Below are 15,026 nucleotides of genomic sequence, written 5' to 3'. Positions count from 1 at the left end.
TGCGGCGTTGCTCCTCACTTGTGTGGCTCGCCACACGGCGCTCGGAGCGCCTTGCATCGCATCCCGCCCAGCGCCCCCCAAACGGGAACTTATTCCGGGCCGCGGGTATGCATTTAGTGTTAACACGCCCCTAGCCTAGTCCAACACGCTGGAACAACTGACCAGCCAAGCGGGCGACTTGGCCGTCGAGCTCAAGTTCGAGCAGGCGGGTGTTCAGATCCGTCGCCGAGAAGCCGGTGCGGGCCACCAAGGCATCGAGCGTGACCGGTTCGTACCCAAGTGCATCGAGCAGCGGATCCCCCTCGGCGGCGGGTACGGAATCGTTCCTACACAATCCGGCGTTTTCGGTCGTGCGCAGACCCGGCTTCAGTTCTTCCAGGATGTCCTGCGCGCTGTCGACGAGCTTCGCGCCCTGCTTGATCAGCCAGTGGCATCCTCTTGCCTGCGGCGAATGGATGGAGCCCGGGATTGCGAAGACGTCGCGCCCAGCCTCGGAGGCGAGCCGTGCGGTGATGAGCGATCCTGATTGCATCGCCGCCTCGACCACGAGCGTGCCCCGGGTCAGCCCCGCGATGATGCGGTTGCGCAAAGGAAAATTCTGGTTCAGCGGCATGGTGCCAAGCGAGTACTCGCTCAACATCAAGCCCTGGCGGGCAATGCGATGGGCCAGTTCATGATGGCGCTTCGGATACACGCGGTCCAGGCCGGTGCCGACCACTGCAATGGTGCTTCCTGATCCCTTAAGTGCGCCGTCATGTGCCGCACCGTCAATGCCGAGCGCAAGACCGGATACCACAGTCAACCCGTCGCCGCTTAGCGCAGCGGCAAATGACCTCGCGTTGTCCATGCCTTGCGGCGTCGGATTTCGGCTACCCACGATCGCGATGCCTTGGGTCCGCAGCAGTTCGTAACGTCCCTGAGCGTACAGAAGCAAAGGCGGATCGGCAGTCTCGAGGAGCGCTGCGGGATACGATGAATCACCCAGCGTGATGATCTGGCGGGGTGCATCCTCGAATTGTGCGTTCAACCAATCCAAAGTGGTTGCCACCAGGGTCTTCAACATCTTTGGCGCTGTGTCGAGAGCCAGCGCCGCATTGGCGCTGACCACCTCACGCCGCCCGGTTACGCGGGCCTCGAACACCGCGTGGGGAGAGCCAAAGGCCGCTAGGAGTTTGCGGGCAGATTCCCGGCCGACGCCGGGAGTTTCGAGCAGGCGCAGCCACGCTGCGAGCTCATCGCTCTCAATCAAGATGAAAACCTACAGAGGAATTAGAGGATGAGAGTTTTTCGAGCGTGCCCGAGCAGCGCGTCAAAAGGCACCTGATCTAGGCGCAAAGCGCAGCCATCGCCCGGGCTATGGCGAGCATTTGCAACGACGAGCAAGGGTCTTTTGGCGTGATGAGCGGGCATGATCGTAATACTCTCAGCCTCTCAGGGCTGGGTGAAGCGGTCGCCCGGCTTGACCGGGTCTTTCACTGACAGGATGAGTGCATACGACATGCGATCGAACACGCGGAAGACGAAGAGCATGCCATGGCGTTCGTCCGGCAGCTTGATCGTCGGCCGCGAGGGGTCGGTCTTGTCGATGACGTGTGCGCCGTCGCGCCACAGCGCGAGCACGTGGCCGCGCTCGACGCCGTCGCGCGCTCCTCGATTCAGCGCGACGATCTGGTTCTGTCCGGCGGTCAGTGCATCGCCGTAAAGCGACACGATCTGCCCGGCAATGGGCGACGCCGGCGCATGCGGCGCGTAGTTCGAGAATTCGCGTGCCGGCACCGGGGCGAGCCGATCACCCACGTTGGCCTCTTGGCGAATGCTCGTCACCGCGAAGGTGGCTGGAATGATTTCGGGCTTGCCATCCTTTCCGGTGCGGGTTTCGCCTGCGCGAATCGCTTCGCTCGCGCCCACGTAGACGGCCTCGTAGCCCAGGATCTCGCCGGTGCCTGGATCCTTGAGTGGCTTGGGCTCACGGAAGATGCGGAAGGAGCTGGAGCCGCCCAATTCGCCGCGCACGTAAGCCGTGTCGCCGCGCGACAACAGCACGCGGCCTTCTTGCGTCGCGACGATGCGCGGCGCCGTGGCCAACTCATTGCCTTGGAAGATCACCGCCTCATTGAGGAAGGGCTCGATCAGGTTGAAGGGAATGGACGGGATGGCGTCGCCATCGAGGGAGGAGCCGCGTATGCGCGGGGATAGCTTGACGGTGCCGGACGGAACCGAGTCGCCCTGTCCCATGCGCAGACGGGCGCGGCCGCCGGCCTTTTCAAGAAACAGCACCTGTCCCGGGTAAATCAAGTGCGGATTGCGGATCTGGTCGAGGTTCATGCCCCATAGTTCAGGCCAGCGCCACGGGGACTTGAGGAAGAGCTTCGAGATGTCCCACAGCGTGTCGCCGCTCTTGACCGTGTAGGAGTCGGGGGCGTTGTCCGCCAGTTCGGACAAGGCAACACCGGCATCAGCGACCCGCTGGGCGGTTCCCCGCTGCGCGTCAGTGATCGGATAATTGCCTGCTGCCTGGGCGGCGCCTGTGAGCGCAGAACCCAACGCCAATCCCAACGACGCTGCCAGGACGGCAGATCGAAAAGATCGCTGGACTGGGCTTGGTTGGGGTGTGGGTGCAAAACGGGTGCGACGCGTCATCAGCTTGTATCTCCGGGGCGCAACAGGTGGAGCGCCTGCGCGAAAAGGTTGACGTGGGGTTGTTCCACCATCGCGCCCAAACCCGGCAGCACTTCGGCGAAAATTCCTCATTCAGTTTCGTAGATTCTGCCTCTAAACCCTTGATATCGCAACGAAAGTGACCCAATGCAGCAGCCAGTTGTGCGACCTGTCACGCTGGCTCGCGTTGCGTCGTGTTCACAGGTTGCGAGTCAGCCAAGCTGATCGAACATTCCCATTACCAATGGCCAAACTTCATATCCTGCGTTATCCCGATCCGCGACTGCACACCGTGGCCAAGCCGGTCAAGGAAGTCGATGCGCACATCCAGCAATTGGTCGACGACATGATTGAAACCATGCACGCGGCCGATGGTTTGGGTCTTGCCGCCACGCAAGTCGACGTCCACGAACGAGTGATCGTCATCGACACCTCGGATATGCGCGACGATCCTCGCGTACTGATCAACCCTGAATTGGTGTTCAAGAGCGAGGAAATGAGCTTCAGCGACGAGGGCTGCCTGTCGGTGCCGCAGATCTTCGACAAGGTGAAGCGGCACGCGAGGGTCAAGGTGCGTGCCCTCAACCGCGCGGGTGAGACCTATGAGTTTGAGGCCGAGGGGTTGTTGTCCGTGTGTGTGCAGCACGAAATGGACCATCTGCTGGGCAAGGTGTTCGTTGAATACCTCAGCTCGCTCAAGCGCGACCGGATCAAGACCAAGATGATCAAAAAGACGCGCGACGAACTGCGTGCTTGAGCGCCGATTCATCGCATGAGAGTTGCTTTCGCTGGGACACCGGAATTTGCCAAGGTCGCCCTGGCGCGCCTGCACGCCGCGAAGTTCACCATCCCGCTCGTCCTGACCCAGCCGGACCGTCCCGCGGGCCGCGGCATGAAGCTGCAGGCCTCTCCGGTCAAGGCCTTCGCGCAAGATCATGGCATCGCGGTCGCGCAGCCGCGCGGCCTGCGCCTGGACGGCAAATATCCCGAGGATGCGAGCACCGCTCGCGAGGCATTGCTCGCTGCCAGGCCCGACGTCGTGGTCGTGGCCGCTTATGGGCTGATCTTGCCGCAATGGGTGCTCGATCTGCCGCCCCGCGGTTGCATGAACATCCATGGCTCGCTGCTCCCGCGCTGGCGCGGCGCGGCGCCTATTCACCGCGCCATTGAAATGGGAGATGCGCGGACCGGCATCACGATCATGCAGATGGACGCCGGGTTGGACACGGGCGACATGCTGCTTGTCGAGGCGATCGACATTCGGCCGGACGACACGACGGCGACCCTGCATGACAGGCTGGCCACGCTCGGCGGGCGGCTGGTTGTGGAGGCGCTGGAGCTGGCCGTCTGCGGCGGCCTGCATCGCACGCCACAACCTGCCGAGGGCGTGACCTACGCGCACAAGATCGAGAAGGCAGAAGGCCTGATCGACTGGACACAGCCGGCCACGATCATCGAGCGTCGGATTCGCGCCTTCGATCCTTTCCCCGGAGCGAATACGACCCTGGGTGGCGAAGCGGTAAAAGTCTGGCGTGCTGTCGTGGCCGAAGGGCGTGGGAAGCCGGGTGAGGTGATCGAATCGGCCGATGACGCGCTGACCGTCGCCTGTGGCGAGGATGCCCTGCGGCTCATCGAACTTCAGCGTCCAGGAGGAAAACGCGTCCTGGCCCGGCAGCTCATGCAGGCGCATCCCGACCTGAAAGGCACCCGGCTCGGGACGGCTGCGTAACACCGGGGGCATGGGCGGGCTCAAGTCCGTCGGCAAAGCACCGATATCTGCAGCAGAACTCCGCTGTCAGACCATGTTGCGCCCCGCCGTCCACGCCGTGTTACTTGCTGCTGCTTTGCTCGCGGGCTGCGACATGCTTGGCATCGAATCGCCTGAAAAGGTTGCTGCTGCCCGCGAAGCTGAGGGCAAGGCCGTGGGGAGCGCCTGTCGGCACGCCGGCCGCGCGATCGAGGACTGCTACACACTCAATCGTCGCATTGACAAGGCGGCTATATTCGCCGGCTGGCGCGACATGAACGACTACATGCGCGAGAACAAGATCGACACCGTCCCCCCGGTTCTCCTCGCCCAGGCGCCCAGGCCGGCACCAGAGCCCAAGCCTGAACCTAAGGCCGACGCGAAGATCGACGCCAAAGCGGCCGACGCGAAGGCGGCGGATGTCGAAGTCGAGAAGGCGATCGCCAAGCCCAGGCCCAAGGACACCAAGGCCGCTCACGCGTCCTGATCTTGCGTCGCGCGACGGGACCCACCGCCCCGTCCCACTTCATTGCTCATCTTTCGCAGTTCGTCGCATGGTGCAAGACCTTCCGAGCATCGAGCGGCACTGTCGCACCATTCCACATTGATGCCCGGCCACGGCAGCGTTCAAAACACACTGATTTCCAGACGTCGGTATTGCCTGTTCTGCTAGGGTTTTCCCCGAAGAGGGGACAATCGACACATGACTTCCATTCGCGCCGCGATGCGGCACCCCCAATTCCGTGCCGGTGCGAAAGACATGCTGGGCGTGAGTCTCGGCATCGGAGCCTGGGGTCTCGTCACCGGTGTCGCGATGGTGAAGAGCGGAATGTCTATCCCGCTTGCGCTCTTGATGAGCCTCACTGTCTTTGCCGGCAGCGCGCAACTCGCCGCCATCCCGCTCATGGCGGTGGGCGCGCCGATCTGGGTCATTTGGGCCACGGCCCTGTGCGTGAATTTGCGATTCATCATCTTCAGCGCCCAGTGGCGGCCCTTTTTCATGCGCCTTCCTCGCATGAAGCGCATTGCCCTCGGCTACTTCTCGGCCGACCTCAACTATGTGTTCTTCATGAAGCGCTTTCCGCAAGCGCGGGAAGGCGAAGGGCAAATCAGCTACTTTTTCGGCGGCTCGATTGTGAACTGGGTGGCCTGGCAGTTTCCATCCATCGTTGGCATCATGCTGGCCGACGTGATCCCGACGCACTGGGGGCTCGGGTTCGCCGGCGTGCTGGCACTTCTGGGGCTCACCTATTCGATGCTGTCCGACCGCGCGACAGCCTTTGCCGCTGTCATCGCGGGTGGCGCAGCCGTGGCAGCTTTCGCCTTGCCTTTCAGGCTGCACATCGTTGTCGCTATCGCGGCGGCAGTCTGTGTGGGCTTGATAATTGACGGCAGCGGCGGTGCTGGTCGCAGGCTCCGAAACCTGCTCGCCGAGCCCGAGCCGAGGGCAAAGCCGCGGGACGACGCGCGGGAGACTGCGGCATGATCATGAGCAACTGGGATGTCTTCATCACCATCGTCGGCTTGGCCGCGATCACGGTGTTCACTCGTTCTTTCTTCCTGCTCTCTGACCGCGAGCTTGTGCTGCCGGACTGGGTGCGGCGCGGCCTTCGCTACGCGCCGTTGGCAGCTCTCGCAGCGGTGCTGGTGCCTGAGGTCGTGATGTCGCAGGGGCATCTCGTCGACACGTGGAAGGATGCACGGATCTTCGCGGTGGCGGCGGGCACGGGCTACTTCATCTGGCGGCGTGGCATCCTCGGAACGATCCTGATCGGCATGGCGGTGCTGGTCCCGTTGAGGCTTTGGCTGGGCTGGTGAGGACACGGCCCAGGATGGAGCGATTTCGGGCCCTTTCATAAGGTTGCGACGCAGGGCACAAGCGTTGGCGGTCCCTAAAATCGCGGGGTTGCACTCACTCAACCCAGCACCCCCATGAATGTTCTCCGTTTCCAAGACCTGATCGCCCAGGGCAAGGCCGCCGGCCAGCGTGTGTTCATCCGCGCCGATCTCAACGTGCCGCTGGACGACGCTGGCAAGATCACCGAAGACACTCGAATCCGCGCTTCGATCCCGTGCATCGAGATGGCCCTGCAGGCAGGTGCTGCGGTGATGGTGACGTCCCACCTGGGTCGTCCGACCGAGGGCGAGTTCAAGCCCGAGGACTCACTGGCTCCTGTGGCCAAGCGCTTGGGAGAGCTCATGGGCCGCGAGGTGCCTGTGGTGGCCAACTGGATCGATGGCGTTGATGTGCGGCCGGGCCAGTTCGTGCTGCTGGAAAACTGCCGCGTCAACAAGGGCGAGAAGAAGAACAGCGAGGAGCTTGCGAAGAAGATGGCGGCGCTGTGCGACATCTTCGTCCACGATGCCTTCGGCACGGCCCACCGCGCCGAGGCGTCGACCTACGGCATCGCCCAGTTCGCGAAGATAGCCTGCGCTGGCCCCTTGCTGGCGGCTGAAATCGATGCGATCACCAAGGCGCTGGCCAATCCGAAGCGTCCGCTGGTGGCAATCGTGGCCGGCAGCAAGGTGAGCACCAAGCTCACGATTCTCCAGTCGCTCGCAAAAAACGTCGATCAACTGATCGTGGGCGGCGGCATCGCCAACACGTTCATGCTGGCCGCGGGTCTGCAGATCGGCAAGTCGCTAGCGGAGGCCGACTTGATCGCTGACGCGAAGGCGGTGATCGAAGCCATGAAGGCGCGAGGCGCGGCGGTGCCGATTCCGGTCGACGTCGTGACGGCCAAGACCTTCGCTGCGGATGCGATTGCCACTGTGAAAGCGGCCACTGAAGTCGAGGCCGACGACATGATCCTTGACATCGGCCCGAAGTCCGCAGCGCAACTCGCAACGCAGCTCAAAGCGGCGGGCACCATCGTCTGGAATGGCCAGGTCGGCGTGTTCGAGTTCGACGCTTTCGCGCACGGCACCGAGACCATCGCACGCGCTATCGCCAACTCCCAGGCGTTCAGCATTGCAGGCGGTGGCGACACGCTGGCGGCAATCGCCAAGTACGGCATCGAGCGCGACGTGGGCTACATCTCCACAGGTGGCGGAGCCTTCCTTGAAGTGCTAGAAGGAAAGACCTTGCCCGCCTTCGAGATTCTTCAGCGTCGCGCGCAGGGTTAATGCGGGAGCCCTCCGCCAGAGGGCCGTAACCCGTGAAACTTCCCACGACTCAAGAACAGGAGACTCCATGTCCATGGTTCGCGCCACCAAGATCGTTGCTACCCTCGGCCCAGCTTCCAGCTCACCCGAGGTGCTAACTCAGATGATCCTCGCGGGGGTCGACGTGGTGCGGCTCAACTTCTCGCACGGAAAGGCTCAAGACCACGTCGACCGTGCCCACCTTGTTCGCGAAGTGGCAAAGAAGGCCGGCAGGGAAGTGGCCATCATGGCCGACCTGCAGGGCCCGAAAATTCGCGTGGGCAAGTTCGAAGGCGGAAAGATCATGCTCGAGGCCGGGCAGAAGTTCGTGCTCGATGCGGCAAGCACGGCGCTCGGCACGAACGAAGGAGTCAGCCTCGACTACAAGGAACTGCCGCGTGACGTGAAGCCCGGCGACACGCTTTTGCTGAACGACGGCTTGCTCAAGCTGACGGTCGATGCTGTGCGCGGCGAAGAGGTGCACACCACCGTTGTCATTGGCGGCGAACTCTCGAACAACAAGGGCATCAACAAGGCGGGCGGCGGGCTTACCGCACCGGCCCTGACGTCCAAGGACATGGAAGACATCAAGACTGCGATGTCCTTCCAGTGCGAATACCTCGCGGTGAGTTTCCCGAAGAACTCCACCGACATGGAAATGGCCCGCCAGTTGGCCAACGTGGCCGGCGAGCCGTGGCGGCACAAGCCGGGAATGATCGCGAAGATCGAGCGAAGCGAGGCAATTCCAGTGCTCGAATCGATTCTTCGTGCCAGCGACGGCATCATGGTTGCGCGCGGCGACCTGGCCGTTGAGGTCGGCAATGCAGCGGTGCCGGCCTTGCAGAAGCGCATGATCAAGATGGCACGCGAGATGGACAAAGTAGTCATTACCGCGACACAGATGATGGAGTCGATGATCGTCAACCCGGTGCCCACACGCGCCGAGGTGAGCGACGTCGCAAATGCAGTGCTGGACGGCACGGATGCAGTGATGCTGAGTGCCGAAACCGCGGCCGGCAAGTACCCGGTGGAGACCATCGAACAAATGGCTGCCATCGCGCTGGAAGCCGAGCGGGCCGAAGACGCAAGCATCGACACTGACTTCACCAATAAGCGCTTTGGCCGCATCGACCAGTCAATCGCCATGGGCGCGTTGTTCACGGCACACCATCTCGGGTGCAAGGCAATTCTTGCGCTGACAGAGTCGGGCTCCACGGCGCTCTGGATGAGCCGTCACAAGATCAAGGTGCCGATCTACGGCCTCACCTCCCAGTTGATCAGCCAGCGCAAGATGGCGTTGTACCGCAACGTGACGCCGCTGTTGATGCCCAACTACGCCGACCGCGACGAGGCCCTCGCCCGCGCCGAGGCCTTGCTGGTCGATCGCGGCGTACTGAAGCCGGGCGACACCTATGGCATCACCTGCGGCGAGCCGATGGGGTATCCGGGAGGCACGAACATGCTGAAGGTGGGGCGGGTGGCGTGATCGCGGGGCTCCGATGTCATTGGGAAGGTCCTTCCGTGTGGACAATGGCTGCATGACGCTCACCGCCGCTGACATCCACGCCGCCGCTCAACGTTTGCAGGGCCAGGTGTTGGACACGCCGTGCATGCCGTCGCGAACGCTCTCGGCGATCACGGGCTGCGAGGTCTTCCTCAAGTTCGAGAACCTGCAGTTCACGGCGTCATTCAAGGAGCGTGGCGCACTCAACAAGCTTTTGCAGCTGAACGGCGAGGAGCGTTCGCGAGGCGTGCTGGCAGTGTCTGCCGGCAACCACGCGCAAGGCGTGGCGCATCACGCGCAGCGGCTCGGCATCCCGGCGACCATCGTGATGCCGCGATTTGCGCCCGCCGTGAAGGTCGAGAACACGCGCCGCTTCGGCGCTACGGTGGTGCTCGAAGGCGATACCTTCGACGACGCAAAATCGCACGGCCTGCAGCTCGCAAAGGACCGCGGCCTGACGGTGGTTCACCCTTATGACGATCTTGCAGTCGCCGCCGGACAGGGCACCATCGGCTTCGAAATGCTGGCGCAGCAGCCCGACATCGACACCTTGCTGGTTGCCATTGGGGGCGGTGGATTGATCAGCGGCGTGGCGACAGCTGCACGGTCCATCAAGCCCGGCATCGAGGTCATCGGTGTGCAGACTGAACGTTTTCCTGCGGTGTGGAACGCGGTGCACAAGCAGCACAACGACAGCGCCCAAGCGACCATTGCCGATGGCATCGCCGTGAGGCAACCCGGTGCGTTGACCGTGCCCTTGATTCGCGAACGCGTGGCCGACGTGCTGCTCGTCGGAGAGGACGATATCGAGCAGGCGATCCTCATGCTGCTGGAGATTGAAAAGACGGTGGTCGAGGGTGCGGGTGCCGTGGGCCTTGCCGCCTTGACGAAGTACCGGACGCGCTTTGCCGGCCGCAAGGTCGGGCTGATCCTGTCCGGCGGCAACATCGAGCCGATGGTGCTTGCGGAAATCATCCACCGCGGGATGGTGAAGTCAGGACGCCTCGCTCGCTTGCGCTTCGATGTGCGCGATGTTCCCGGCGCGCTGGCCGACGTGGCCTCGACGCTCGGCAAGCTCGGCGCCAACATCGACGAGGTGCAGCACCAACGTGCCTTCACCTCACTTTCGGTGGAGCGCGCTCAGATCGAGGTGGTGGTGAGTACACGTGGCGTGGCCCACATCGAGGAGATCCTGACCAGGATGCGTGCCGAGGGATTTCACGCCGATCGCATCGGCTGAGCCTCTGAGCCTCGGAGTGTGCTGGTTCAGGCCGCGCGCCGAATGCTCTCCACCATCGTTTTCACGGCCAGCGACATGTTTACCGGCACCAGTTCAAAAGACGGCTGCTGGGCCGTGAAGACGCGAAACAGTTCGTCCGCGAAACCGTGGCCAATGTGCGGCACGCCACTGAAATCCACCTCGGCGCTACGGAATTCATTCAATCGCGCAGTCACGCGGCGAGCCTGTGCCCGAGATTCGAGCCCGGCGAGTTTCGATGTGATCAATCGCAGTGGCACGACCGTGCGTTCGAAGGTGAGGCCTTGGCCATCCGCGCTGTAGGCCCGCAGAACGCCCTCCAGTGTGCGCGTCGTGTCGAGTGCAATCGCTGCATAGACCGAGGTGCCTTGCCGCCCCAAGGCCCTCCCAGGCAACCATCCGCCGCCGTCCCACTCGCGACGCTGAAAGGCGCGTTCATTGGCGTGCAGATCGAAGATGTCGGCCATCTTCGAGGTGAAGAACAAACCGCGCCCGGTGTGCCTGGCCGGCTGGCTCGTTAGCTTGCCTTTGCTGAGTTCCAGCATGGCAAGCGCCGGGTCTTCCAGCGAAAAGGCTGCATGAATCTTGTCGAAAACGCCGCGGCCATCGTCGGATACGAGCAGTTGCGCATGGCTTTGGGTCTGCCGCAAGGACACGGTGACGCTCGTGCCTTCGCTGTGGTCGATCGCGTTGTTCAGCAACTCGCAAAACGCGTGCTGAATCATTCGATTCACTTCGCAGGGCAGGTTGAAATAGGGCGCGAAGTCGCGTGACCAGGGGATGTCTTCTTCAAGCCCGGCAAGGGGGTAGCGCTGTGCCACCTGACGCAGCAGGCCCGGGCTGAACTTCGGCCTGTTCTTGGTACCTTCGCGCACCAGCCAATTCAGGTCGACCAGCCGTTGCAGCGCCTTGTTCGCGGTGCGGGGGGTGACGGCCATCCGCTTGGCGACGTGGTCCGCCAAGTCAATGGGATGATTGATTGCCGCGGGCGTAATCCACAGGGTGAGCGTGTTGATGTCGAATCTGGCCATTGTGAACAGTCCCCCTTCCGGAAAGGGCCCCAGTGTCGGATGCAGGTCCGTGCGATTGAGCCCGAAAAGCGGGTGTTTTCCGGTCCATTTCATTCCCGCCCTTTTGAAATGTGAAGCCCTTGACGAAACGTCGAGCAAGGTGCAAAACCCGATTGGGCGTGCTTCAAGTCCAGCGATCGGGTACTCCCCGGTAAACTCACGGGGTTACGGCGCGTTTACAGCCGAAAGTTCGGCGCACTGGACTCGCGACCTGCAGGTTTCATTAACTTCCTGGAATTAAGCACCATGCCACTCGTTTCCATGCGCCAACTGCTGGACCACGCCGCCGAAAACGGTTACGGGATTCCGGCGTTCAACGTCAACAACCTCGAGCAAGTGCAGGCGGTGATGTCCGCCGCCGCCGAAGTTGGAGCCCCTGTCATCCTGCAGGCGAGCGCCGGCGCGCGCAAGTATGCGGGTGAAGCCTTCATCAAGCACTTGATCCAGGCCGCGGTCGAAAGCTATCCGACCATTCCACTCGTGATGCACCAAGACCATGGGCAGAGCCCTGACGTCTGCCAAGGGGCTATCGACCTCGGTTTTACCTCGGTGATGATGGACGGTTCGCTGCAGGCGGACGGCAAGACCATCGCCAGCTACGACTACAACGTCGACGTCACCAAGCGCGTCGTTGACATGGCACACAAGCTTGGCGTCACTGTCGAAGGTGAACTCGGGTGCCTCGGCTCGCTCGAGACCATGAAGGGTGACAAGGAAGACGGCCACGGCACTGAAGCCACGATGACGATGGAGCAGTTGCTCACCGATCCTGAGCAGGCGGCAGACTTCGTCAAGCGCACCCAACTCGACGCGCTTGCCATCGCGATCGGTACGAGCCACGGCGCGTACAAGTTCAGCCGCAAGCCCACGGGCGACATCCTCGCCATCGGCCGCATCAAGGAAATCCACAAGCGCATTCCGAATACCCACCTGGTGATGCACGGTTCGTCGAGCGTGCCGCAAGAATTGCTCGCGCAGATTCGCCAATACGGCGGCGCGATGAAGGAAACCTATGGCGTGCCGGTGAGTGAAATCCAGGAAGCCATCAAGTACGGCGTGCGCAAGATCAACATCGACACCGACATCCGCCTTGCGATGACCGGCGCGATTCGCAAGTTCTTTGTCGAGAATCCGGAGAAATTCGATCCGCGCGACTACCTGAAGCCTGCTCGCGAAGCCGCCAAGCAGATTTGCCGGCAGCGCTATGTCGAGTTCGGCTGCGAAGGGCAGGCCGGCAAGATCAAGGGCGAGACGCTCGCCGTCATTGCCTCGCGTTACAGCAAGGGCGAACTGGCTCAGCGCATCGCCGCTTGATCTGTTCGGAAAATGCCAGGCGCCTTCGGGCGCCTTTTTGACGCCTATACGCTATGGCGGTCGGCCGAGCGACTACAAAAGCAACGATGCTTTGTGCCCAGGTGCCTTACTACAATCAGGACGCTCCTCGCACACGCAGGGAAGCGCCACGGATTACAAGAATGTCATGACAAACGGCTTGCTCACATCGTCCATTTCATCTCTGCCCTTGCTCGCACGGGGCAAGGTTCGTGACAACTATGCGGTCGGCAACGACCGCATCCTCATGATCGCGAGCGATCGGCTCAGCGCCTTCGACGTGGTGATGGGCGAGCCGATTCCAGGCAAGGGCGAGTTGCTCACGCAGATGGCGCTGTTCTGGTTCGCACACCTTCAAGACATCATCCCGAACCATCTCACAGGCGACGACCCTGAGAGCGTGGTCAAGCCTGAAGAACGTGCCCAAGTCCGTGGTCGCTCGATGCTCGTCAAGCGGCTGAAAGGCCTTCCCGTCGAGGCAGTGGTGCGCGGCTACCTGGCCGGTAGCGGCTGGAGCGAATACCAGCAAGACCAGTCCGTGTGCGGCGTCGCGTTGTCTGCGGGATTAAAGAATGCCAGCAAGCTGCCCGAGCCGATCTTCACGCCCGCCACAAAGGCGGAGATCGGCGACCACGACGAGAACATCAGTTTTGAGCGCATGAGCCAGATCGTCGGCGCGGACCTCGCCGCCAAGGTGCGAGAAACCTCGATCAGTCTCTACAAAACGGCGGCTGAGATCGCCTTGCGCAAGGGCATCATCATCGCGGATACGAAGTTCGAATTCGGCCTGGACGAGAAGGGCGCTCTAGTCCTGATGGACGAAGTGCTTACGCCCGACTCTTCTCGCTTCTGGCCGGTCGAGGGTTATGAAGCCGCCTTCAAGGAGGGGCGCAATCCGCCGAGCTACGACAAGCAGTTCGTGCGCGACTGGCTCGAGCAGGCCACCATCAATGGCGGGTTCTGGGGCAAGAAGGCGCCCGCGCCGCCATTGCCCTCGGAGGTGATCGAGAAGACGGCAGCGAAGTACCGTGAAGCCCTGCAGCGGCTGACGGCATGAAGAGGCGGGCTCCACAATCCCGGCTGCTGGCGCGCTTGGATGCAGCCATCGCCAAGGTGCGTCGGCCCGTCGAGGCGGCATGCCTGCGCGCCGAGCGCGCGGGCTTTCTGGCGCGGCACGGCCATTTCGATGAGGCCCGGGTCGAAATCAATGCGCTGCATTCTCAATTTGACCATCAGCCGAACCCAGCGGTGAGTGCCTGGCTGTGCATTGTGGAAGGATGGCAGCTGCATTTCAGCAGCCTGAGCAGCGGGGCACGCGACAAGATGATGCGTGCGCAGGCCCTCAGTGCAGCGGCCGGCCTCACTCAGCTTCATGCGCTGAGCTCGGCATGGCTTGCGCACATGATGGACTACACGAACAACGACATCGACAGCCTTGTGCGCAATGTGTCCTTGTCGCTGCGGATCGCGGCCGCCGACAACCATTCGGCGCGCGCGCGCGCATGCATGGTTGTGGCCTTGGCCTACGATTTCGCTGAGCGGCTCGACCTTGCTCAGCCCTGGTATGCACGAGCCCGCGAACACGCGGTGGCCGATGGTGACGAGACCACGCAGAGCGCGCTCAACTTCAACATAAGCGCCCAACGCGTGCATCACGCGATGCAGGCGGCGGTGTTCGGCGGTGACGCGCAGGGTCAGGCCCGCTATGCACTGGCCGGGGCCGAGTGCGCGGGCAATTTCGACGCATGGGTGGGCACGGTATCGCTCGATGCCCTGCTGCCCATGCAGCGCGCCTGTATCGCATCAGTGCAGGGACAGTATGGCGAGGCGCTGGGTCTGTACGAAAAGCATCTTGCCGAGGCGCAGAAGCAGGGGCTCGCACGTCTCACCGGCAACTTCCTCGCCGATATGGCGTGGTGCCGATGGCACCTTGGCGATCGCCTCGGTGCCGAGCGCGATGCCCAGGCAGCTGATGCGGCGATCGACACGTCCATGCACATGGATGACCGGGCGACAGCGCATGGGCGGCTCGACATGATGTTCAAACTGCTGGGTGATGAAACCTCGGCCGCACGGCATGCGGTGCAAGGACGTGAATGCTGGGCGGAGCATCGCAAGTGCCAGGCGATGGTGGTGCAGGCGCTGGAAGCTGCCGCTTTGACGATTTAGGCCGGCTTCTCGGGCCTGCATCGCGAGGGTTCAGAGGCTGAGAGATCATGCCCGCTCATCACGCCAAAAGCCCCCTGCTCGTCGTTGCAAATGCTCGCCATAGCCAAGCTATGGCTGCGCTTTGCGCCTAGATCAGGCGCCTTT

At 62.6% G+C, this 15,026-nt stretch carries 14 protein-coding genes; 11 read left to right on the top strand and 3 right to left on the bottom strand.

The window, feature by feature from the left end:
* Window positions 1-130: 130 nt before the first annotated feature.
* On the bottom strand, window positions 131-1,246 hold the full coding sequence (gene dprA / locus AC30NL_RS10135; RefSeq protein ID WP_489463878.1) for a DNA-processing protein DprA: 1,116 nt from the start codon (window positions 1,244-1,246) through the stop codon (window positions 131-133).
* Between the two features lie 185 nt (window positions 1,247-1,431).
* Complete coding sequence (locus tag AC30NL_RS10130; protein WP_489463876.1) at window positions 1,432-2,640, bottom strand: LysM peptidoglycan-binding domain-containing protein; 1,209 nt, start codon at window positions 2,638-2,640, stop codon at window positions 1,432-1,434.
* A 262-nt stretch (window positions 2,641-2,902) separates the two neighbouring features.
* Between AC30NL_RS10130 and def the strand changes: the two genes are divergently transcribed.
* From def to AC30NL_RS10090, 8 genes are all read left to right on the top strand, one after another.
* Entirely contained in the window at window positions 2,903-3,415 is a 513-nt protein-coding gene (gene def / locus AC30NL_RS10125; protein WP_489463875.1) for a peptide deformylase, read from the top strand.
* Window positions 3,416-3,430: 15 nt separating this feature from the next.
* Window positions 3,431-4,387: a methionyl-tRNA formyltransferase gene (gene fmt / locus AC30NL_RS10120; RefSeq protein ID WP_489463874.1), complete on the top strand. Its 957-nt coding sequence runs from the start codon at window positions 3,431-3,433 to the stop codon at window positions 4,385-4,387.
* 73 nt (window positions 4,388-4,460) lie between these two features.
* Complete coding sequence (locus AC30NL_RS10115; protein WP_489463873.1) at window positions 4,461-4,892, top strand: hypothetical protein; 432 nt, start codon at window positions 4,461-4,463, stop codon at window positions 4,890-4,892.
* Window positions 4,893-5,108: 216 nt separating this feature from the next.
* Entirely contained in the window at window positions 5,109-5,891 is a 783-nt protein-coding gene (locus AC30NL_RS10110; protein WP_489463872.1) for an AzlC family ABC transporter permease, read from the top strand.
* Window positions 5,892-5,893: 2 nt separating this feature from the next.
* A complete protein-coding gene (locus AC30NL_RS10105) occupies window positions 5,894-6,223 on the top strand; it encodes an AzlD domain-containing protein (RefSeq protein WP_489463877.1) in 330 nt (109 codons plus the stop codon).
* A 114-nt stretch (window positions 6,224-6,337) separates the two neighbouring features.
* Window positions 6,338-7,531, top strand: a complete 1,194-nt coding sequence (locus AC30NL_RS10100; RefSeq protein ID WP_489463871.1) for a phosphoglycerate kinase — start codon at window positions 6,338-6,340, stop codon at window positions 7,529-7,531.
* A 67-nt stretch (window positions 7,532-7,598) separates the two neighbouring features.
* Window positions 7,599-9,035: a pyruvate kinase gene (pyk, locus tag AC30NL_RS10095; RefSeq protein ID WP_489463870.1), complete on the top strand. Its 1,437-nt coding sequence runs from the start codon at window positions 7,599-7,601 to the stop codon at window positions 9,033-9,035.
* A 52-nt stretch (window positions 9,036-9,087) separates the two neighbouring features.
* On the top strand, window positions 9,088-10,293 hold the full coding sequence (locus AC30NL_RS10090; protein WP_489463869.1) for a threonine ammonia-lyase: 1,206 nt from the start codon (window positions 9,088-9,090) through the stop codon (window positions 10,291-10,293).
* Window positions 10,294-10,319: 26 nt separating this feature from the next.
* On the opposite strand, the gene AC30NL_RS10085 is transcribed toward AC30NL_RS10090, so the two are convergent.
* On the bottom strand, window positions 10,320-11,342 hold the full coding sequence (locus tag AC30NL_RS10085; protein WP_489463868.1) for an STAS-like domain-containing protein: 1,023 nt from the start codon (window positions 11,340-11,342) through the stop codon (window positions 10,320-10,322).
* 285 nt (window positions 11,343-11,627) lie between these two features.
* On the opposite strand from AC30NL_RS10085, the gene fba reads away from it, so the two are divergent.
* The 3 genes from fba (at window position 11,628) to AC30NL_RS10070 (ending at window position 14,882) form a co-directional block, all read left to right on the top strand.
* Window positions 11,628-12,695, top strand: coding sequence for a class II fructose-bisphosphate aldolase (gene fba, locus AC30NL_RS10080; protein ID WP_489463867.1), 1,068 nt, complete (start codon window positions 11,628-11,630; stop codon window positions 12,693-12,695).
* 166 nt (window positions 12,696-12,861) lie between these two features.
* The gene (locus tag AC30NL_RS10075; protein ID WP_489463866.1) at window positions 12,862-13,770 is read left to right on the top strand and encodes a phosphoribosylaminoimidazolesuccinocarboxamide synthase; all 909 of its coding nucleotides are present in this window, start codon (window positions 12,862-12,864) and stop codon (window positions 13,768-13,770) included.
* A complete protein-coding gene (locus tag AC30NL_RS10070; RefSeq protein ID WP_489463865.1) occupies window positions 13,767-14,882 on the top strand; it encodes a hypothetical protein in 1,116 nt (371 codons plus the stop codon). Before AC30NL_RS10075 ends, AC30NL_RS10070 begins: the two co-directional genes overlap by 4 nt.
* The last annotated feature ends 144 nt before the right edge of the window (window positions 14,883-15,026 follow it).

It is taken from the genome of Rhizobacter sp., assembly GCA_021153565.1.
GTDB lineage: Bacteria > Pseudomonadota > Gammaproteobacteria > Burkholderiales > Burkholderiaceae_C > Albitalea.
Note: the sequence above shows the minus strand (reverse complement) of the source record. Positions and strands in the feature narration are given on the sequence as shown.

Excerpts from the sequence above, each read along its gene's own strand:
- fmt (WP_489463874.1), top strand. The coding sequence starts at position 3,431 with ATGAGAGTTGCTTTCGCTGGGACACCGGAATTTGCCAAGGTCGCCCTG.
- AC30NL_RS10070 (WP_489463865.1), top strand. The coding sequence starts at position 13,767 with ATGAAGAGGCGGGCTCCACAATCCCGGCTGCTGGCGCGCTTGGATGCA.
- AC30NL_RS10115 (WP_489463873.1), top strand. The coding sequence starts at position 4,461 with ATGTTGCGCCCCGCCGTCCACGCCGTGTTACTTGCTGCTGCTTTGCTC.
- AC30NL_RS10085 (WP_489463868.1), bottom strand. The coding sequence starts at position 11,342 with ATGGCCAGATTCGACATCAACACGCTCACCCTGTGGATTACGCCCGCG.
- AC30NL_RS10100 (WP_489463871.1), top strand. The coding sequence starts at position 6,338 with ATGAATGTTCTCCGTTTCCAAGACCTGATCGCCCAGGGCAAGGCCGCC.
- pyk (WP_489463870.1), top strand. The coding sequence starts at position 7,599 with ATGTCCATGGTTCGCGCCACCAAGATCGTTGCTACCCTCGGCCCAGCT.
- AC30NL_RS10090 (WP_489463869.1), top strand. The coding sequence starts at position 9,088 with ATGACGCTCACCGCCGCTGACATCCACGCCGCCGCTCAACGTTTGCAG.
- def (WP_489463875.1), top strand. The coding sequence starts at position 2,903 with ATGGCCAAACTTCATATCCTGCGTTATCCCGATCCGCGACTGCACACC.
- fba (WP_489463867.1), top strand. The coding sequence starts at position 11,628 with ATGCCACTCGTTTCCATGCGCCAACTGCTGGACCACGCCGCCGAAAAC.
- AC30NL_RS10130 (WP_489463876.1), bottom strand. The coding sequence starts at position 2,640 with ATGACGCGTCGCACCCGTTTTGCACCCACACCCCAACCAAGCCCAGTC.
- AC30NL_RS10105 (WP_489463877.1), top strand. The coding sequence starts at position 5,894 with ATGAGCAACTGGGATGTCTTCATCACCATCGTCGGCTTGGCCGCGATC.
- AC30NL_RS10110 (WP_489463872.1), top strand. The coding sequence starts at position 5,109 with ATGACTTCCATTCGCGCCGCGATGCGGCACCCCCAATTCCGTGCCGGT.
- AC30NL_RS10075 (WP_489463866.1), top strand. The coding sequence starts at position 12,862 with ATGACAAACGGCTTGCTCACATCGTCCATTTCATCTCTGCCCTTGCTC.